The organism is Streptomyces sp. NPDC001381 (assembly GCF_042895685.1).
Classification (GTDB): domain Bacteria; phylum Actinomycetota; class Actinomycetes; order Streptomycetales; family Streptomycetaceae; genus Streptomyces.
In genome coordinates this window covers 837,101-856,237 of the sequence record NZ_JBIAWO010000003.1, presented here as the reverse complement: position 1 = coordinate 856,237, position 19,137 = coordinate 837,101, and the positions used below count along the sequence as shown (strand labels likewise).

General features: G+C 67.9%; 14 protein-coding genes and 1 tRNA gene. 12 read left to right on the top strand and 3 right to left on the bottom strand.

What is annotated here, in order from left to right:
* Positions 1–144: 144 nt before the first annotated feature.
* Together ACFY2L_RS17510 and ACFY2L_RS17505 are read right to left on the bottom strand one after the other, a co-directional pair.
* A complete protein-coding gene (locus ACFY2L_RS17510) occupies positions 145–1,176 on the bottom strand; it encodes an adenosine deaminase (RefSeq protein WP_390658108.1) in 1,032 nt (343 codons plus the stop codon).
* A gap of 131 nt (positions 1,177–1,307) precedes the next feature.
* On the bottom strand, positions 1,308–2,534 hold the full coding sequence (locus ACFY2L_RS17505) for a pyridoxal phosphate-dependent aminotransferase (RefSeq protein ID WP_390658109.1): 1,227 nt from the start codon (positions 2,532–2,534) through the stop codon (positions 1,308–1,310).
* Positions 2,535–2,763: 229 nt separating this feature from the next.
* Between ACFY2L_RS17505 and ACFY2L_RS17500 the strand changes: the two genes are divergently transcribed.
* The 12 genes from ACFY2L_RS17500 (at position 2,764) to ACFY2L_RS17445 (ending at position 17,751) form a co-directional block, all read left to right on the top strand.
* Positions 2,764–2,836, top strand: a tRNA-Trp gene (locus tag ACFY2L_RS17500).
* A 108-nt stretch (positions 2,837–2,944) separates the two neighbouring features.
* On the top strand, positions 2,945–3,232 hold the full coding sequence (gene secE, locus ACFY2L_RS17495; protein ID WP_390658110.1) for a preprotein translocase subunit SecE: 288 nt from the start codon (positions 2,945–2,947) through the stop codon (positions 3,230–3,232).
* Positions 3,233–3,312: 80 nt separating this feature from the next.
* The gene (gene nusG, locus ACFY2L_RS17490) at positions 3,313–4,152 is read left to right on the top strand and encodes a transcription termination/antitermination protein NusG (RefSeq protein WP_390822716.1); all 840 of its coding nucleotides are present in this window, start codon (positions 3,313–3,315) and stop codon (positions 4,150–4,152) included.
* Positions 4,153–4,314: 162 nt separating this feature from the next.
* Positions 4,315–4,749: a 50S ribosomal protein L11 gene (rplK, locus tag ACFY2L_RS17485; RefSeq protein ID WP_037858373.1), complete on the top strand. Its 435-nt coding sequence runs from the start codon at positions 4,315–4,317 to the stop codon at positions 4,747–4,749.
* Positions 4,750–4,832: 83 nt separating this feature from the next.
* Positions 4,833–5,558, top strand: coding sequence for a 50S ribosomal protein L1 (gene rplA, locus ACFY2L_RS17480; protein ID WP_390658112.1), 726 nt, complete (start codon positions 4,833–4,835; stop codon positions 5,556–5,558).
* Positions 5,559–5,706: 148 nt separating this feature from the next.
* The gene (locus ACFY2L_RS17475) at positions 5,707–6,612 is read left to right on the top strand and encodes a hypothetical protein (protein WP_390822715.1); all 906 of its coding nucleotides are present in this window, start codon (positions 5,707–5,709) and stop codon (positions 6,610–6,612) included.
* Between the two features lie 49 nt (positions 6,613–6,661).
* Positions 6,662–7,639, top strand: coding sequence for a hypothetical protein (locus ACFY2L_RS17470; RefSeq protein ID WP_390822714.1), 978 nt, complete (start codon positions 6,662–6,664; stop codon positions 7,637–7,639).
* Between the two features lie 295 nt (positions 7,640–7,934).
* Positions 7,935–8,465, top strand: a complete 531-nt coding sequence (rplJ, locus tag ACFY2L_RS17465; RefSeq protein WP_390658115.1) for a 50S ribosomal protein L10 — start codon at positions 7,935–7,937, stop codon at positions 8,463–8,465.
* 124 nt (positions 8,466–8,589) lie between these two features.
* Positions 8,590–8,973, top strand: coding sequence for a 50S ribosomal protein L7/L12 (rplL, locus tag ACFY2L_RS17460; RefSeq protein ID WP_390658116.1), 384 nt, complete (start codon positions 8,590–8,592; stop codon positions 8,971–8,973).
* A 557-nt stretch (positions 8,974–9,530) separates the two neighbouring features.
* Positions 9,531–13,016: a DNA-directed RNA polymerase subunit beta gene (gene rpoB / locus ACFY2L_RS17455; RefSeq protein WP_390658117.1), complete on the top strand. Its 3,486-nt coding sequence runs from the start codon at positions 9,531–9,533 to the stop codon at positions 13,014–13,016.
* Positions 13,017–13,113: 97 nt separating this feature from the next.
* Positions 13,114–17,013: a DNA-directed RNA polymerase subunit beta' gene (locus tag ACFY2L_RS17450; protein WP_390822713.1), complete on the top strand. Its 3,900-nt coding sequence runs from the start codon at positions 13,114–13,116 to the stop codon at positions 17,011–17,013.
* Positions 17,014–17,262: 249 nt separating this feature from the next.
* A complete protein-coding gene (locus ACFY2L_RS17445; RefSeq protein ID WP_390658491.1) occupies positions 17,263–17,751 on the top strand; it encodes a DUF1707 and DUF4190 domain-containing protein in 489 nt (162 codons plus the stop codon).
* Between the two features lie 41 nt (positions 17,752–17,792).
* On the opposite strand, the gene ACFY2L_RS17440 is transcribed toward ACFY2L_RS17445, so the two are convergent.
* Positions 17,793–19,067 carry a hypothetical protein gene (locus tag ACFY2L_RS17440; protein WP_390658119.1) on the bottom strand — a complete coding sequence of 425 codons (1,275 nt, stop codon included), beginning with the start codon at positions 19,065–19,067 and terminating at the stop codon, positions 17,793–17,795.
* Positions 19,068–19,137: the final 70 nt, after the last annotated feature.

Below are 19,137 nucleotides of genomic sequence, written 5' to 3'. Positions count from 1 at the left end.
CAGGACGCCAGTCAGTCGCCCCGGTCCTGTCGTCCCGGCCACGTCGTCCCGGCTCTGCACCCCGGTCCTGCCGTGCCGGTTCTGTCGTTCCGGTCCTACCTCCTGGCCGCGCCGACCCGGCCGCGCCGACCCGGGGCGGTGGGCTCAGGACGTCAGCCAGTCGTCCACGCCTGCCAGCAGCTTCGCCCGTACGCCCTCCGGCGCCGCCGAGCCCCGTACCGACTGCCGGGCCAGTTCCGCCAGTTCCTCGTCCGTGAAGCCGTGGTGGCGGCGGGCGAACTCGTACTGCGCGGCCAGCCGCGAGCCGAAGAGGAGGGGGTCGTCGGCGCCGAGCGCCAGGGGCACACCCGCCTCGAACAGCGTCCGCAGCGGCACGTCCTCGGGCTTCTCGTACACCCCCAGGGCCACGTTCGACGCCGGGCACACCTCGCAGGTCACGCCCCGCTCCGCCAGCCGCTTCAGCAGCCGAGGGTCCTCCGCCGCCCGTACCCCGTGCCCGAGCCGGGTCGCGTGCAGATCGTCCAGACAGTCCCGCACCGAGGACGGCCCCGACAGTTCGCCGCCGTGCGGCGCCGAGAGCAGGCCGCCCTCGCGCGCGATGTGGAAGGCCCGGTCGAAGTCCCGCGCCATGCCCCGCCGCTCGTCGTTCGACAGCCCGAAGCCGACCACACCCCGGTCCGCGTACCGCACCGCCAGCCGCGCCAGCGTCCGGGCGTCCAGCGGATGCTTCATCCGGTTCGCCGCGACCAGCACCCGCATTCCCAGCCCGGTCTCCCGCGAGGCCGTCTCCACCGCGTCCAGGATGATCTCCAGCGCCGGGATCAGCCCGCCCAGCCGGGGCGCGTACGACGTCGGGTCGACCTGGATCTCCAGCCAGCCGGAGCCGTCCCGGATGTCCTCCTCCGCCGCCTCCCGCACCAGCCGCTGTATGTCCTCCGGCTCCCTGAGGCAGGACCGCGCCGCGTCGTACAGCCGCTGGAAGCGGAACCAGCCCCGCTCGTCCGTGGCCCGCAGTCTCGGCGGCTCCCCGCTGGTCAGCGCGTCGGTCAGCGCGTCGGGCAGACGCACCCCGTACTTGTCGGCCAGTTCCAGCACGGTCCCGGGCCGCATCGACCCGGTGAAGTGCAGGTGCAGATGGGCTTTCGGCAGCTCAGAGACATCACGTACACGCTCCATTCAGCGATCCTGCCGTACGTCGAGGTCCTCCCGGTAGCCGTTTCCCCGAACGTGGTCTTGCTCGCACAAAGCAACGGGGGGCGCCGGTCCCGGATCCGGGACCGGCGCCCCCCGCACGCGGGAGCCGGACGTCAGTCCCTGGCCTCCGCCAGCAGCTTCTGGATCCTGCTCACGCCCTCGACGAGGTCCTCGTCGCCCAGCGCGTACGACAGCCGCAGATAGCCCGGCGTGCCGAAGGCCTCACCCGGGACGACCGCGACCTCGGCCTCCTCCAGGATCAGCTCGGCCAGCTCCACGCTGCTCTGCGGGCGCTTGCCGCGGATCTCCTTGCCGAGCAGCGCCTTCACCGACGGGTACGCGTAGAACGCGCCCTCGGGCTCCGGGCACAGGACGCCGTCGATCTCGTTGAGCATCCGCACGATGGTCTTGCGGCGCCGGTCGAAGGCCTCCTTCATCTTCGCCACCGCCGACAGGTCACCGGAGACGGCGGCGATGGCGGCGACCTGCGCCACGTTCGAGACGTTGGAGGTGGCGTGCGACTGCAGGTTCGTCGCGGCCTTGACGACGTCCTTCGGGCCGATGATCCACCCGACCCGCCAGCCGGTCATCGCGTACGTCTTGGCGACACCGTTGACCACGACGCACTTGTCGCGCAGCTCGGGCAGGATCGCCGGCAGCGAGGTGAAGGTCGCGTCGCCGTAGACCAGGTGCTCGTAGATCTCGTCCGTCAGCACCCACAGGCCGTGCTCGACGGCCCAGCGGCCGATCGCCTCGGCCTCGGCGGCGCTGTAGACCGCGCCGGTCGGGTTGGACGGCGAGACGAAGAGCACGACCTTCGTCTTCTCCGTGCGCGCCGCCTCCAGCTGCTCGACGGAGACCCGGTAGCCGGTCGTCTCGTCGGCCACGACCTCCACCGGGACACCGCCGGCGAGACGGATCGACTCCGGGTACGTCGTCCAGTAAGGCGCCGGGACGATGACCTCGTCGCCCGGGTCGAGGATCGCGGCGAAGGCGTTGTAGATCGCCTGCTTGCCGCCGTTGGTGACCAGGATCTGCGAGGCGTCGACCTCGTAGCCGGAGTCGCGCAGGGTCTTCGCGGCGATCGCGGCCTTCAGCTCGGGCAGACCACCGGCCGGCGTGTAGCGGTGGTACTTGGGGTTCTTGCAGGCCTCTACGGCCGCCTCGACGATGTAGTCCGGGGTCGGGAAGTCGGGTTCACCGGCGCCGAAGCCGATCACCGGACGCCCGGCGGCCTTCAGGGCCTTGGCCTTGGCGTCCACGGCGAGGGTGGCGGACTCGGAGATCGCGCCGACTCGGGCGGAGACCCGGCGCTCGGTGGGAGGGGTTGCAGCGCTCATACGGCCCATGGTTTCAGACCGGAAACCGGCCGGGCACACGGGTTTCACGGACTGGGCACCGGACGGGTCAGCCGACAGAACATCAGACTGAATCCGCTCAAGAGCACTTTCCGTTCGACGGCGCGCTCAGGACCACGTACACTCATCCGTCGTTGGCCTTCAACAGCCGTGCCCCACCCGGTGCACACACCGAGCACCCGGGCGGATGCGGTACGTTGGGGACACACAAAGGGTCGTAGCTCAATTGGTAGAGCACTGGTCTCCAAAACCAGCGGTTGGGGGTTCAAGTCCCTCCGGCCCTGCTACACACACCTTCGCCAGGATGTGTGCGCATGTACGTACAGCAATGCACCGCCGTGCGGCTCAGACCGGGCGCGGCACGGCCACGACCCGGGAACAGGTGAGGACGAATGGCGGATGCCGTGGGCTCCATCGACACGCCTGATGCCCAGGACGAGCTGCCTGAGGCGAAGAAGAAGGCCCGCAAGGGCGGCAAGAGGGCCAAGAAGGGCCCGCTGAAGCGCCTCGCGCTTTTCTACCGCCAGATCATCGCGGAGCTCCGCAAGGTCGTCTGGCCCACGCGAAGCCAGCTGACGACGTACACGACCGTAGTGATCGTCTTCGTCGTCCTCATGATCGGCCTTGTGACCGTGATTGACTATGGACTCAGCCACGCCGCCAAGTACGTCTTCGGCTGATCCGAGAGCGAAGGGCGCCGAGGTATCCGGCGCCCCTTTCGCATGTTCCACCCCTATGTATCCAGGAAGAAGCAGCCACCGTGTCTGACCAGAACCTGAACGACGCCATCGAGCCCGACGAGGTCGACGACGAGCTCGACATCGTCGAGGGCGCGGACGAGGTGGACGAGTTCGAGGCTGCCGACGCCGAGGCGGGCGAGGCCGCGGAGGAAGCCGCGCTCCACGTCGAGGACGAGGACGAGGCCTCCTCCGCGGAGGCCGAGGACGAAGGCGAGGCCGAGGAGGAAGAGCCGGCCGAGCCCGTCGACCCCGTCGCCGCCCTGCGTGAGGAACTGCGCACCCTCCCCGGCGAGTGGTACGTGATCCACACCTACGCCGGTTACGAGAACCGCGTGAAGACCAACCTGGAGCAGCGCGCCGTCTCGCTGAACGTCGAGGACTACATCTTCCAGGCCGAGGTGCCGCAGGAAGAGGTCGTCCAGATCAAGAACGGCGACCGCAAGACGATCCGCCAGAACAAGCTTCCCGGCTACGTCCTCGTCCGTATGGACCTGACGAACGAGTCCTGGGGCGTCGTCCGCAACACCCCCGGCGTCACCGGCTTCGTGGGCAACGCCTACGACCCGTACCCGCTGACCCTGGACGAGATCGTCAAGATGCTCGCCCCGGAGGCCGAGGAGAAGGCCGCCCGCGAGGCCGCCGAGGCCGAGGGCAAGCCCGCACCGCAGCGCAAGGTCGAGGTCCAGGTGCTGGACTTCGAGGTCGGCGACTCGGTCACCGTCACCGACGGCCCCTTCGCCACGCTGCAGGCCACGATCAACGAGATCAACGCCGACTCGAAGAAGGTCAAGGGTCTCGTCGAGATCTTCGGCCGCGAGACGCCGGTCGAGCTGAGCTTCGACCAGATCACCAAGAACTAGGTCTCACTGCTTCCGACCAGGTCAGGCGGGCTGTCAAAGCCTGTCTGACCTGCTCGGTTTTTGGCCGCGCATGGATACCCGTTATCGTTGTGCGGTATGCCTCCATCCGGATCATCCGGACCGGACGGCTGAAAAAACTCTCACTAGGACCCGGAGAGAGCAATGCCTCCCAAGAAGAAGAAGGTCACGGGGCTCATCAAGCTCCAGATCAACGCCGGTGCGGCGAACCCGGCTCCGCCGGTCGGCCCCGCGCTGGGCCAGCACGGCGTCAACATCATGGAGTTCTGCAAGGCCTACAACGCCGCGACCGAGTCGCAGCGTGGCTGGGTCATCCCGGTGGAGATCACGGTCTACGAGGACCGCTCGTTCACCTTCGTCACCAAGACCCCGCCGGCCGCCAAGATGATCCTCAAGGCCGCGGGTGTCGAGAAGGGCTCCGGCGAGCCGCACAAGACCAAGGTCGCCAAGATCACCGAGGCGCAGGTCCGCGAGATCGCCCAGACCAAGCTGCCCGACCTCAACGCCAACGACCTGGACGCCGCGTCGAAGATCATCGCCGGCACCGCCCGTTCCATGGGCATCACGGTCGAGGGCTGACCTCCACCCCCCGTACCACAGCAGAAGTGTGGCAGGGCCTGCTCGGCCCGTACCACGACTCCTCAGAATCACCAGGAGCAGTAGTGAGCAAGCGCAGCAAGTCCCTCCGCGCTGCGGACGCCAAGGTCGACCGGGAGAAGCTCTACGCCCCGCTCGAGGCCGTCCGTCTCGCCAAGGAGACCTCCACCAGCAAGTTCGACGGCACCGTCGAGGTCGCCTTCCGCCTGGGTGTCGACCCGCGCAAGGCCGACCAGATGGTCCGTGGCACCGTGAACCTGCCGCACGGCACCGGCAAGACCGCCCGGGTCCTGGTCTTCGCGACCGGTGACCGTGCTGCGGCCGCAGAGGCCGCGGGCGCCGACATCGTCGGCTCCGACGAACTGATCGACGAGGTCGCGAAGGGCCGTCTGGACTTCGACGCCGTCGTCGCCACCCCGGACCTCATGGGCAAGGTCGGCCGCCTCGGCCGCGTGCTCGGTCCCCGTGGTCTGATGCCGAACCCGAAGACCGGCACCGTCACCCCCGACGTGGCCAAGGCCGTCACCGACATCAAGGGCGGCAAGATCGAGTTCCGCGTCGACAAGCACGCGAACCTGCACTTCATCATCGGCAAGACGTCCTTCGACGACTCCAAGCTGGTGGAGAACTACGGCGCGGCCCTGGAGGAGATCCTCCGTCTGAAGCCGTCCGCCGCCAAGGGTCGCTACATCAAGAAGGCCGCGATCAGCACCACGATCGGCCCCGGCATCCAGGTCGACCCGAACCGCACCCGGAACCTCCTCGTCGAGGAGGACCCGGCCGCGGTCTGAACCTGACGGTTCCCTTTCGGTCGGCGACGAGCCCCGCAACCTTTCGAGGTGCGGGGCTCGTCCCATTGGTCGTACGCGATTAATTCCGTACGGCTGTCAGTGCCGTGCGTTAGCGTGCATGCACAGGATTCTCATGGGGGTGGGGCGAATGAAGCGCACATTCGTGCGGACGGCGGGCCTTTCCGTCGCGGCGATGAGCCTGCTGGCGGGGGTCACGGCCTGCAGCTCGGGAGGCTCCGGCGGATCAGGCGGCTCCGGTGGCTCCGACGGTTCCGGCGGGGACACGAGCCCCCGGTTCGACCCCATCGCCGCCCTGCGCAGCGCGGAGAAGTCCACGGACGGCGCCGACTCCGCGAAGGTCGAGTCCACCACGACCATGGGCTCGGTGATGTCGATGACCGCCGACGGCACCCTCGCCTGGGGCGACGGCCTCACCGGCAACCTCACCATCACGTACACCGGCGGCACCATGGCCGACACCATGCGCCAGATGGGCAGCGCCTCGATGGAGGCCCGCTATCTGCCGGACGCCTATTACGCCCGGATGGGCGACACCTTCGCCGAGCAGTCCGGCGGCAAGCACTGGATCAAGTACGCGTACGACGACCTGGAGACCCTCGGGGGCAGCAGTGGGGCGTATCTGAAGGACCAGATGCAGAACACCACCCCGAACCAGTCGGTGAAGCTCCTGCTGGCCTCCGGGGACGTGCGCAAGGTCGGCGAGGAGAAGGTGCGGGGACAGCGGACCACGCACTACTCGGGGACGGTCGACGTGGCCGACCTCGCGGAGAAGAACTCCAGCCTCAGCCAGAGCCAGCTCGACGACCTGAAGAAGCAGCTGGAGCAGGCCGGCGTCACCACCGAGACCGTCGACATCTGGGTCGACGACCAGGACCTGCTGGTCAAGAAGGTCGAGAAGGGCGAGACGACGGCGGGCGCGTACAGCCAGACGGCGTACTACAGCGACTACGGCACCGAGGTCGCGGTGGAGGAGCCTCCCGCGAGCGACACGGCCGACTTCACCGAGCTGGTGCAGCAGCAGTCGGCGGGCTGACCTTCCGACATCCACGGGGTCCGGGGGGACCTCCGTCCAAGGGGGACACATGAACAGACGTCGCAGGACCGCCGCGGCCGCCGCCACGGGGCTGCTGCTCACGGGTGCCGCGGCGTGCGGGAGCCAGGGCAGGGGCGCGTCGGACGGCGTGCAGCGGTCCGCCGCCCAGGTGCTCACGGCCGCCTACGAGAAGACGGCCGAGGCCAGGTCCGCCCGGGTCACCATGACGGTGTCCGCACCCGCCGCCCTGGAGGACGGCGGCGACATGAAGATGTCCGGGATCATGGGCTGGGAGCCCACCGTCATGGACGTCACGATGGAGGGGTCCGCCCTCGCCGCGGACCCCGGCGCCCCCGAGCGCGTCCGGATGATCGTCCGCGACAACGTGATGTACACGGACATGGGTGCCGAGGCGTCGGCCGAGATGGACGGCAAGCGCTGGATGAAGCTGGACATGGCCGCCATGGCGAAGGCCGCCGGCGGCGACGCCATGCGGAAGCAGATGACCTCCGGCCTGGAGAACATGAACCAGGACCCGGCCGAGCAGCTGGCCATGCTGCTCGACTCGCCCAACCTGAAGCAGTTGGGCAGCGAGAAGATCGGCGGCGTCGAGGCCAGGCACTACAAGGGCACGCTGACCGTGAAGGAGATGCTGGACTCGGGCGACTCGCTGGACGTCCTGGAGGCCGACGAGCGGGCCGAGGTCCTGAAGCAGATCGAGAAGGCCGGCGTCGAGGGCTACGACACCGACGTCTGGGTCGGCGACGACGATCTGCCGGTGCGCATGGACGTCGGCATGGCGACCCCCGAGGGGGACGTCGAGATCAGCATGAGCTTCTCCGACTACGGCACCGAGGCCGAGGTCGAGGTGCCGCCGGCCGACGAGACCTTCGACATGGCCGACATGTTCAAGGAACTGCAGAACGGCGGCTTCGCCGAGGACGGCACCGGCGACGCGCCGGCCGAGGACCTCGCCGACCTGGGCGATCTCGACCTGGAGGGGCTGGAGACCGCCCCCGCCCTCTGAGGGGCCGGGCGGCCCCTACGGGCGGATTTGCCTGACGGCGTCCGGGTCCCGTACTCTCCTACCGAAGCCAAAGACCGCTGGTCGTTGCTGTGCGCTCGCGAGAGGGTGCGGCGGCCGAAGGATCCGCTTGATGAGCGGACGACCCGCGCAGGTGACAGTGGAAGTGCTCCCGGACCGGAATCCGCCCACGGAATTCGTTCGGTCGAGCTACGCCCCGTGCGCCTGCGCCGGGGCGTTTCGTTTGTCCCGCCCCTTCCGAGCGGTCCTCTATCACCCGGAAGGAGGCCGACGCTCTATGGCAAGGCCCGACAAGGCTGCCGCGGTGGCCGAGCTCACGGAGCAGTTCCGTAGCTCGAACGCCGCCGTGCTGACCGAGTACCGGGGTCTCACCGTGGCGCAGCTCAAGACGCTGCGTCGTTCGCTCGGTGAGAACGCCCAGTACGCCGTGGTGAAGAACACGCTGACCAAGATTGCGGCCAACGAGGCCGGGATCTCCTCGCTCGACGACCTGTTCAACGGTCCGACGGCGGTCGCCTTCGTCACCGGTGACCCGGTGGAGTCGGCGAAGGGTCTTCGTGACTTCGCCAAGGACAACCCGAACCTCGTCATCAAGGGCGGTGTCCTTGACGGCAAGGCGCTGTCCGCCGACGAGATCAAGAAGCTTGCGGACCTCGAGTCCCGCGAGGTTCTGCTCGCCAAGCTGGCGGGCGCCTTCAAGGGCAAGCAGACTCAGGCTGCTCAGGTCTTCCAGGCGCTCCCGTCGAAGCTCGTCCGCACCGTGGACGCGCTTCGCGCCAAGCAGGACGAGCAGGGCGGTGCCGAGTAATTCGGCTCGCGAAATGACCGCCGCCTGAGGCAGTCCGCCTGAGGCGAGGTCGTAGCGGGCCGAACGTACGCCCGCCAGACATGTACATCCGGCACCAGCCGAATTAGTGGAAGGATCGCCCACCATGGCGAAGCTCAGCCAGGAAGACCTGCTCGCGCAGTTCGAGGAGATGACCCTCATCGAGCTCTCCGAGTTCGTGAAGGCGTTCGAGGAGAAGTTCGACGTCACCGCCGCCGCGGCCGTCGCCGTCGCCGGTCCGGCCGTCCCGGGCACCCCGGCCGAGGCTGTCGAGGAGAAGGACGAGTTCGACGTCATCCTCACCGGCGCCGGCGACAAGAAGATCCAGGTCATCAAGGTCGTGCGTGAGCTGACCTCCCTGGGTCTGAAGGAGGCCAAGGACCTCGTGGACGGCGCCCCGAAGCCCGTTCTCGAGAAGGTCGCCAAGGACGCCGCCGAGAAGGCCGCCGAGTCCCTCAAGGGCGCCGGCGCCTCCGTCGAGGTCAAGTAACACCTTCGCGGCCGCCCACGGCCGCAGCGTTGGCTGAAACAGTTCCCTCGGGGCTGTAACGCCCGCGCACCGAAGAGCGATCATCCATCCGGGTGGTCGCTCTTCGTCGTTCTCGGGGGTGCGGCCGCGGTTGCCTTGCACCTGCGCAAGCGGGGGGTATGGTGATCTTCGTCGTGTCTCCGGGCTCCGAGTTCGGGCATGGGGGGCCTTGACGAACCGCACGCAGCGCGCAATTCTCAGGACGCGTCGTCACAACGATCCGAGTTCCGAGGCATGGATCGACGACGAAGAGGGCAGTATCACCGTGCGTTGAGGGCTAGCAGACCGAGGGCGTTGAGAACAACGAGGGTCGCGAAAAACCCGCACTGGACATCAGTGTGCCAAGTGGCTACACTGACCCTTTGCGCTGCCTGTTAGCTGTCCCCTGCCCGTCACCAGGGGCATGCCCTCGCCCTAGCATCGACGACAGAACCTCCCCACCTGGGATTTCTGTCTCCGTGCGTGGAAGAGGGGCCGGTACGCGCGTAGTGAGTCCGAGCCCTCGGAAGGACCCCCTCTTGGCCGCCTCGCGCAACGCCTCGACCGCGAATACGAACAACGGCGCCAGCACCGCCCCGCTGCGCATCTCCTTTGCAAAGATCAAGGAGCCTCTCGAGGTTCCGAACCTGCTCGCGCTGCAGACCGAGAGCTTTGACTGGCTGCTCGGCAACACCGCCTGGCAGAGTCGGGTCGAGGAGGCTCTGGAGAACGGTCAGGACGTCCCCACCAAGTCCGGCCTCGAGGAGATCTTCGAGGAGATCTCCCCGATCGAGGACTTCTCCGGGTCGATGTCGCTGACCTTCCGCGACCACCGTTTCGAGCCGCCCAAGAACAGCATCGACGAGTGCAAGGAACGCGACTTCACGTACGCGGCTCCGCTGTTCGTGACGGCCGAGTTCACCAACAACGAGACCGGCGAGATCAAGTCCCAGACCGTCTTCATGGGCGACTTCCCGCTCATGACGAACAAGGGCACCTTCGTCATCAACGGCACCGAGCGTGTCGTGGTGTCGCAGCTGGTCCGTTCGCCGGGTGTCTACTTCGACTCCTCGATCGACAAGACGTCCGACAAGGACATCTTCTCCGCCAAGATCATCCCGTCCCGGGGTGCCTGGCTGGAGATGGAGATCGACAAGCGCGACATGGTCGGTGTCCGCATCGACCGCAAGCGCAAGCAGTCGGTGACCGTCCTCCTGAAGGCGCTCGGCTGGACGACCGAGCAGATCCTCGAGGAGTTCGGCGAGTACGAGTCCATGCGCGCCACCCTGGAGAAGGACCACACCCAGGGCCAGGACGACGCGCTGCTCGACATCTACCGCAAGCTCCGTCCGGGCGAGCCCCCGACGCGTGAGGCCGCGCAGACGCTGCTCGAGAACCTCTACTTCAACCCCAAGCGCTACGACCTCGCGAAGGTCGGCCGCTACAAGGTCAACAAGAAGCTGGGTGCGGACGCTCCGCTGGACGCGGGCATCCTGACCGTCGAGGACATCATCTCGACGATCAAGTACCTGGTGAAGCTGCACGCCGGCGAGACCGAGACCACCGGGGACAGCGGCGGCACGATCGTCGTCGAGACCGACGACATCGACCACTTCGGCAACCGTCGTCTGCGCAGCGTCGGCGAGCTCATCCAGAACCAGGTCCGCACCGGTCTGGCCCGTATGGAGCGCGTCGTCCGTGAGCGCATGACGACCCAGGACGTCGAGGCGATCACGCCGCAGACCCTGATCAACATCCGGCCGGTCGTCGCCTCCATCAAGGAGTTCTTCGGCACCAGCCAGCTGTCGCAGTTCATGGACCAGAACAACCCGCTGTCCGGGCTGACGCACAAGCGTCGTCTGTCCGCGCTCGGCCCGGGTGGTCTGTCCCGTGAGCGGGCCGGCTTCGAGGTCCGTGACGTGCACCCCTCGCACTACGGCCGTATGTGCCCGATCGAGACGCCCGAAGGCCCGAACATCGGTCTGATCGGCTCGCTCGCCTCCTACGGTCGCGTCAACGCGTTCGGTTTCGTCGAGACCCCGTACCGCAAGGTCGTCGACGGCCAGGTCACCGACGAGGTGGACTACCTGACCGCCGACGAGGAGGACCGCTTCGTCATCGCGCAGGCCAACGCCACGCTCAACGACGAACTGCGCTTCTCCGAGGCCCGCGTCCTGGTCCGCCGCCGTGGCGGTGAGGTCGACTACGTCAGCCCCGAGGACGTCGACTACATGGACGTCTCGCCGCGCCAGATGGTGTCGGTCGCGACCGCCATGATCCCGTTCCTCGAGCACGACGACGCCAACCGTGCCCTCATGGGCGCGAACATGATGCGTCAGGCCGTGCCGCTGATTAAGTCCGAGTCCCCGCTCGTCGGCACCGGCATGGAGTACCGCTCCGCCGTCGACGCCGGCGACGTGGTCAAGGCCGAGAAGGCGGGTGTGGTCCAGGAGGTCTCCGCGGACTACATCACCACGGCCAACGACGACGGCACCTACATCACCTACCGTCTGGCCAAGTTCGCCCGCTCCAACCAGGGCACCTCGGTCAACCAGAAGGTCATCGTCAACGAGGGCGACCGGATCATCGAGGGCCAGGTCCTCGCCGACGGTCCGGCCACCCAGAACGGCGAGATGGCCCTGGGCAAGAACCTGCTCGTGGCGTTCATGCCGTGGGAGGGTCACAACTACGAGGACGCGATCATCCTGTCGCAGCGCCTCGTGCAGGACGACGTCCTCTCCTCGATCCACATCGAGGAGCACGAGGTCGACGCCCGTGACACCAAGCTCGGCCCCGAGGAGATCACCCGGGACATCCCGAACGTCTCCGAGGAGGTCCTCGCCGACCTCGACGAGCGCGGCATCATCCGCATCGGTGCCGAGGTCATCGCCGGTGACATCCTCGTCGGCAAGGTCACCCCGAAGGGTGAGACCGAGCTGACGCCGGAGGAGCGCCTGCTGCGCGCCATCTTCGGTGAGAAGGCCCGTGAGGTCCGTGACACCTCGCTGAAGGTGCCGCACGGCGAGACCGGCAAGGTCATCGGTGTGCGCGTCTTCGACCGCGAGGAGGGCGACGAGCTGCCGCCCGGCGTCAACCAGCTGGTCCGTGTGTACGTTGCGCAGAAGCGCAAGATCACCGACGGTGACAAGCTCGCCGGCCGCCACGGCAACAAGGGTGTCATCTCCAAGATCCTGCCCATCGAGGACATGCCGTTCCTCGAGGACGGGACCCCGGTCGACATCATCCTCAACCCGCTCGGTGTGCCGTCCCGAATGAACCCGGGACAGGTCCTGGAGATCCACCTCGGCTGGCTCGCCAGCCGCGGCTGGGACGTCTCCGGTCTCGCCGACGAGTGGGCGCAGCGTCTCCAGGCCATCGGTGCCGACCAGGTCGCCCCGGGCACCAACGTCGCCACCCCGGTCTTCGACGGCGCCCGTGAGGACGAGCTCGCGGGTCTGCTGCAGCACACCATCCCGAACCGCGACGGCGAGCGCATGGTGCTCCCGTCCGGCAAGGCGCGGCTGTTCGACGGCCGTAGCGGTGAGCCGTTCCCGGACCCGATCTCGGTCGGCTACATGTACATCCTGAAGCTGCACCACCTGGTCGACGACAAGCTGCACGCCCGCTCGACCGGCCCGTACTCGATGATCACCCAGCAGCCGCTGGGTGGTAAGGCCCAGTTCGGTGGCCAGCGGTTCGGTGAGATGGAGGTGTGGGCCCTCGAGGCCTACGGCGCCGCGTACGCCCTCCAGGAGCTGCTGACCATCAAGTCCGACGACGTCACCGGCCGCGTGAAGGTCTACGAGGCCATCGTCAAGGGCGAGAACATCCCCGAGCCCGGCATCCCCGAGTCCTTCAAGGTGCTCATCAAGGAGATGCAGTCGCTCTGCCTGAACGTGGAGGTGCTGTCCAGCGACGGTATGTCCATCGAGATGCGTGACACCGACGAGGACGTCTTCCGCGCTGCGGAGGAGCTCGGCATCGACCTGTCCCGGCGCGAGCCGAGCAGCGTCGAAGAGGTCTGACGGGAGTCCGGCGGACCTTGAACCACCAAGGTCCGCCGGCCCCGGGACCCCCGTTTCAGACCCCAAGACTTACAACCCTGAGAGGGATTGACGCATAGTGCTCGACGTCAACTTCTTCGACGAGCTCCGGATCGGTCTGGCCACCGCTGACGACATCCGTCAGTGGAGCCACGGCGAGGTCAAGAAGCCCGAGACCATCAACTACCGCACCCTCAAGCCCGAAAAGGACGGACTCTTCTGCGAGAAGATCTTCGGTCCGACCCGGGACTGGGAGTGCTACTGCGGCAAGTACAAGCGCGTCCGCTTCAAGGGCATCATCTGCGAGCGCTGCGGCGTCGAGGTCACCCGTGCCAAGGTGCGCCGTGAGCGGATGGGCCACATCGAGCTCGCCGCCCCCGTCACGCACATCTGGTACTTCAAGGGTGTCCCGAGCCGGCTGGGCTACCTGCTCGACCTGGCTCCCAAGGACCTCGAGAAGGTCATCTACTTCGCGGCGTACATGATCACGTACGTCGACGAGGAGCGCCGTACGCGTGACCTGCCCTCCCTGGAGGCGCACGTCTCCGTCGAGCGGCAGCAGATCGAGAACCGCCGGGACGCCGACCTGGAGGCCCGCGCCAAGAAGCTCGAGGCCGACCTGGCCGAGCTCGAGGCCGAGGGTGCCAAGGCCGATGTGCGCCGCAAGGTGCGCGAAGGCGCCGAGCGCGAGATGAAGCAGCTGCGCGACCGCTCCCAGCGCGAGATCGACCGTCTCGACGAGGTGTGGACCCGCTTCAAGAACCTCAAGGTCCAGGACCTCGAGGGCGACGAGCTGCTCTACCGCGAGCTGCGCGACCGCTTCGGCACGTACTTCGACGGTTCGATGGGTGCCGCGGCGCTGCAGAAGCGCCTGGAGTCCTTCGACCTCGACGAGGAGGCCGAGAAGCTCCGCGAGATCATCCGCACCGGCAAGGGCCAGAAGAAGACCCGTGCGCTCAAGCGCCTGAAGGTCGTCTCCGCGTTCCTGCAGACCAGCAACAGCCCCAAGGGCATGGTGCTCGACTGCGTGCCGGTCATCCCGCCGGACCTGCGTCCGATGGTGCAGCTGGACGGTGGCCGCTTCGCGACCTCCGACCTGAACGACCTGTACCGCCGTGTGATCAACCGCAACAACCGTCTGAAGCGGCTTCTCGACCTCGGTGCGCCCGAGATCATCGTGAACAACGAGAAGCGCATGCTCCAGGAGGCCGTCGACGCGCTCTTCGACAACGGCCGTCGTGGTCGCCCGGTCACGGGCCCCGGCAACCGTCCGCTGAAGTCGCTGTCCGACATGCTCAAGGGCAAGCAGGGCCGCTTCCGTCAGAACCTGCTCGGCAAGCGTGTGGACTACTCCGCGCGTTCCGTGATCGTCGTCGGTCCGCAGCTGAAGCTGCACCAGTGCGGTCTGCCCAAGGCGATGGCGCTGGAGCTCTTCAAGCCGTTCGTGATGAAGCGCCTGGTCGACCTGAACCACGCGCAGAACATCAAGAGCGCCAAGCGCATGGTCGAGCGCGGCCGCACCGTGGTGTACGACGTCCTCGAAGAGGTCATCGCCGAGCACCCGGTGCTGCTGAACCGTGCGCCCACCCTGCACCGCCTCGGCATCCAGGCCTTCGAGCCGCAGCTGGTCGAGGGCAAGGCCATCCAGATCCACCCGCTCGTCTGCACCGCGTTCAACGCGGACTTCGACGGTGACCAGATGGCCGTGCACCTGCCGCTGTCCGCGGAGGCGCAGGCCGAGGCCCGCATCCTGATGCTGTCCTCGAACAACATCCTCAAGCCCGCCGACGGCCGTCCGGTGACGATGCCGACCCAGGACATGGTCCTCGGTCTGTTCTTCCTCACCACCGACGGCGAGCTGCGCGACACCAAGGGCGAGGGCCGTTCCTTCGGCTCCACGGCCGAGGCGATCATGGCGTTCGACGCCGGTGAGCTGGCGCTGCAGTCGACGATCGACATCCGCTTCCCGGTGGGCACCATCCCGCCGCGCGGCTGGACGCCGCCGGCGCAGGAGGAGGGCGACCCCGAGTGGCAGCAGGGGGACACGTTCCGCCTGCGCACCACCCTGGGCCGCGCGCTCTTCAACGAGCTGCTGCCCGAGGACTACCCGTTCGTCGACTACTCGGTGGGCAAGAAGCAGCTCTCCGAGATCGTCAACGACCTGGCCGAGCGCTACCCCAAGGTCATCGTGGCGGCGACGCTCGACAACCTGAAGGCGGCCGGCTTCTACTGGGCGACCCGTTCCGGTGTCACCGTGGCCATCTCCGACGTCGTCGTTCCCGAGGCGAAGAAGGAGATCGTCCGCGGCTACGAGGCGCAGGACGAGAAGGTCCAGAAGCAGTACGAGCGCGGTCTGATCACCAAGGAAGAGCGCACGCAGGAGCTCATCGCGATCTGGACCAAGGCGACCAACGAGGTCGCCGAGGCGATGAACGAGAACTTCCCCAAGACCAACCCCATCTTCATGATGGTTGACTCGGGTGCCCGAGGAAACATGATGCAGATGCGGCAGATCGCCGGTATGCGCGGTCTGGTGTCGAACGCGAAGAACGAGACCATCCCGCGTCCGATCAAGGCCTCGTTCCGTGAGGGCCTGTCCGTGCTGGAGTACTTCATCTCCACGCACGGTGCCCGTAAGGGTCTGGCGGACACCGCCCTGCGTACCGCCGACTCGGGTTACCTCACCCGTCGTCTGGTCGACGTCTCCCAGGACGTCATCATCCGCGAGGAGGACTGCGGCACCGAGCGCGGCCTCAAGCTGGCGATCGCCGAGCGCGGCGACGACGGCGTGCTGCGCAAGACGGGCAACGTCGAGACGTCCGTGTACGCGCGCTGCCTCGCCGAGGACATCGTGGTCGACGGCAAGGTGCTGGCCCCGGCCGGTACCGACCTCGGCGACGTGCTCATCGACGAGCTCGTCAAGCACGGCGTCGAGACGGTCAAGACCCGCTCGGTCCTGACCTGCGAGTCCGCCGTCGGCACCTGCGCCATGTGCTACGGCCGCTCGCTGGCCACCGGCAAGCTGGTCGACATCGGTGAGGCGGTCGGCATCATCGCCGCCCAGTCCATCGGTGAGCCCGGTACCCAGCTGACGATGCGTACCTTCCACACCGGTGGTGTGGCCGGTGACGACATCACCCAGGGTCTGCCGCGTGTCGTCGAGCTCTTCGAGGCCCGTACCCCGAAGGGTGTCGCCCCGATCTCCGAGGCCTCCGGCCGCGTGCGGATCGAGGAGACCGAGAAGACCAAGAAGATCGTCATCACGCCGGACGACGGCAGCGACGAGACGGCGTACCCGATCTCGAAGCGTGCCCGGCTCCTGGTCAGCGAGGGCGAGCACGTCGAGGTGGGCCAGAAGCTCACCGTGGGTGCCACCAACCCGCACGACGTGCTGCGCATCCTGGGCCAGCGTGCCGTCCAGGTCCACCTGGTCGGCGAGGTCCAGAAGGTCTACAACTCGCAGGGTGTGTCGATCCACGACAAGCACATCGAGATCATCATCCGGCAGATGCTGCGCCGTGTGACGATCATCGAGTCCGGCGACGCCGAGCTGCTGCCCGGCGAGCTGGTCGAGCGCTCGAAGTTCGAGACCGAGAACCGTCGTGTGGTCCAGGAGGGCGGTCACCCGGCCTCCGGTCGTCCGCAGCTCATGGGTATCACCAAGGCCTCGCTGGCCACGGAGTCCTGGCTGTCGGCGGCGTCCTTCCAGGAGACGACCAGGGTCCTCACGGACGCGGCGATCAACGCCAAGTCCGACTCCCTGATCGGCCTCAAGGAGAACGTCATCATCGGTAAGCTCATCCCGGCCGGTACGGGTCTGTCCCGCTACCGCAACATCCGGGTCGAGCCGACCGAGGAGGCGAAGGCCGCGATGTACTCGGCCGTCGGCTACGACGACATCGACTACTCGCCGTTCGGCACGGGCTCCGGCCAGGCCGTTCCGCTGGAGGACTACGACTACGGTCCGTACAACCAGTAGGTGACCGAAAGGGCGGTCACCCCGTTGCGCACGGGGTGGCCGCCCTTTTCGGCATGCCCGGCGGGCGTCCGCCCGTCTGACCGGTGACCTCGTCTCCGGCTGAGAACTGTGACCCGCGCCTGGCCTGGGAACCGTGGGCAGACACGGTGCGTTGATGGATGATGGAGACATTCAGCCGTCCGGGGGGAGGTGCCCGTGTCCTATCCGTCACCATGGCAGCCGCAGGGGCAGGTGCCGAGCGGATCCTCGATGCTCGCGTCCCACGCCGACCGCGAGCGCGCCGTGGACGTGCTCAGGGCCGGTTTCAGTGAAGGACGCCTGCAGCAGGACGAGTTCACCAAGCGCGTCGAGCGCGCTTACCAGGCCCGTACGGTCGGCGAGCTGCAACTCGTCGTGTCCGATCTGCCGCAGGGGCCCATGGCCGTCCAGCCGGCCCTCGTCCCGCCCCCGGGTTTCGGCCCGCCCGTCCCGCGGACGTTCCTGCCCGCCCCGCCGCCGCCCACGAACGGCAAGGCGGTCGGCTCCATGGTCTGCGGCGTGCTCACCACGATGACCGCCGGGCTCACCGGCCTGCCCGCCGTGATCCTCGGCCACAAGGCCCGCGCCGAGATCCGCCGCACCGGCGAGGGCGGTGACGGGTTCGCCATCGCGGGCCTCGTCCTGGGCTGGCTCTCCGTGGCGGGCTGGGCGTTCTTCGTGATGGTCCTCATCATGGCGGGGGTCTCCTCCTCCGGCTGAGCACCCCGCCCCCGGCCGCCCGGCCGCCCGGTCCCGCCTCGCTACGGAATGCCCAGTTCGAAGATCACGTAGTGCGCGTACCAGCCGGACGCGATCGACGCCGTGGCGAAGAACACCGCCAGGCTCGGCCACTTCAGCCGGCTCATCGCCGCCGCGGGGGCCAGCAGGAGCGGGAACACGGGAAGCAGGTACCGCCCCGTGTTGCCGAACATCTGCTGCGTCCCCAGCACGGTGACGATCGACGCCAGCGCGTACGCGACCAGCACCAGCGGCGGCTTCCTCCGCAGCATCAGCGCCACCAGGAAGGGCAGCGCCAGCACGATCTGGACACCCAGCAGATCGGGTACGGCGAAGGCGAACAGGTACTGGTTGTGGCCGACCGCCGTGTTGCCGAGGACGTCCAGCGTGTACGCGCCGAAGTCGAAGTAGTGCGCCCACCCCTCGCGCTGGAGCGTGAAGTAGGCGGTGAGGTCGCCCATGCTCAGCCCCACCCAGGCGATGTAGGTGAGCAGCCCCAGCGGTGCGGCGAGCATCGCGTACACCGGGCCCGCGACGCCGTGCTCGCGCCTGCTCTCCCGCCGCGCCAGCGTCACGATCGCGGCGAGCCCCACGGCCCCTATGAGCGCGGCGGACGTCGGCCGGTTCAGTCCGGCCAGGAAGGCGAGCATCCCGGCCGCCACCCACCGGCGCCGCATCACGCAGTAGCAGCACCAGGACGCGATCGCGACGAACACCGACTCCGAGTAGACCGCCCACTCCACGCCGGCGCCCGGCACCACGGCCCACAGCCCGGCCGCGATCGTGCCCGCCCGCACCCCCGCGAGCGTCGAGATCACGGCGTAGATCCCGGCCGCCGCCACGAACGAGGCCAGGACGGACACCAGGATCGCGGAGCCGTACAGGCCGAGACCGGTGATCTCGGAAACCCCTCTGATCAGCCCGGGGTAGAGGGGGAAGAACGCCACCGAGTTCTGCTTCACGGTGAAGAGACCGCCGGGCGCGAGCCGCTCCAGCGGCCGGGGGTCGTACCCCTTCTCCGCGACCTGGAGGTACCACCAGCCGTCCCAGGTGGCCAGGACGTCCCACCAGTGGGTGCCGCCGCCGAAGCGGGGGTTCTTCTTCTGGTAGTCGTCGGCCCACTCCAGCAGCCAGGCGAACACGGTCAGACCGACCAGCTTCGTCACGCCGTACAGGAGCAGCGGAGAGAGGTACGGTCGTAGACCGTCCGGCAGAGCGAGCCGGCGGCCCTGCTGCGGCCGGTCCCGGTCTTCGGGTATGGCGGAGTCCGTCGCCGCGTCGCTGCGGGCCGTGCTCATGACTGGGGTCCCCCCTGGTCGATCGCCGGAACGCCGGGCGCGGCCGTTGTCCGGTTGATCGTGAAGCGTG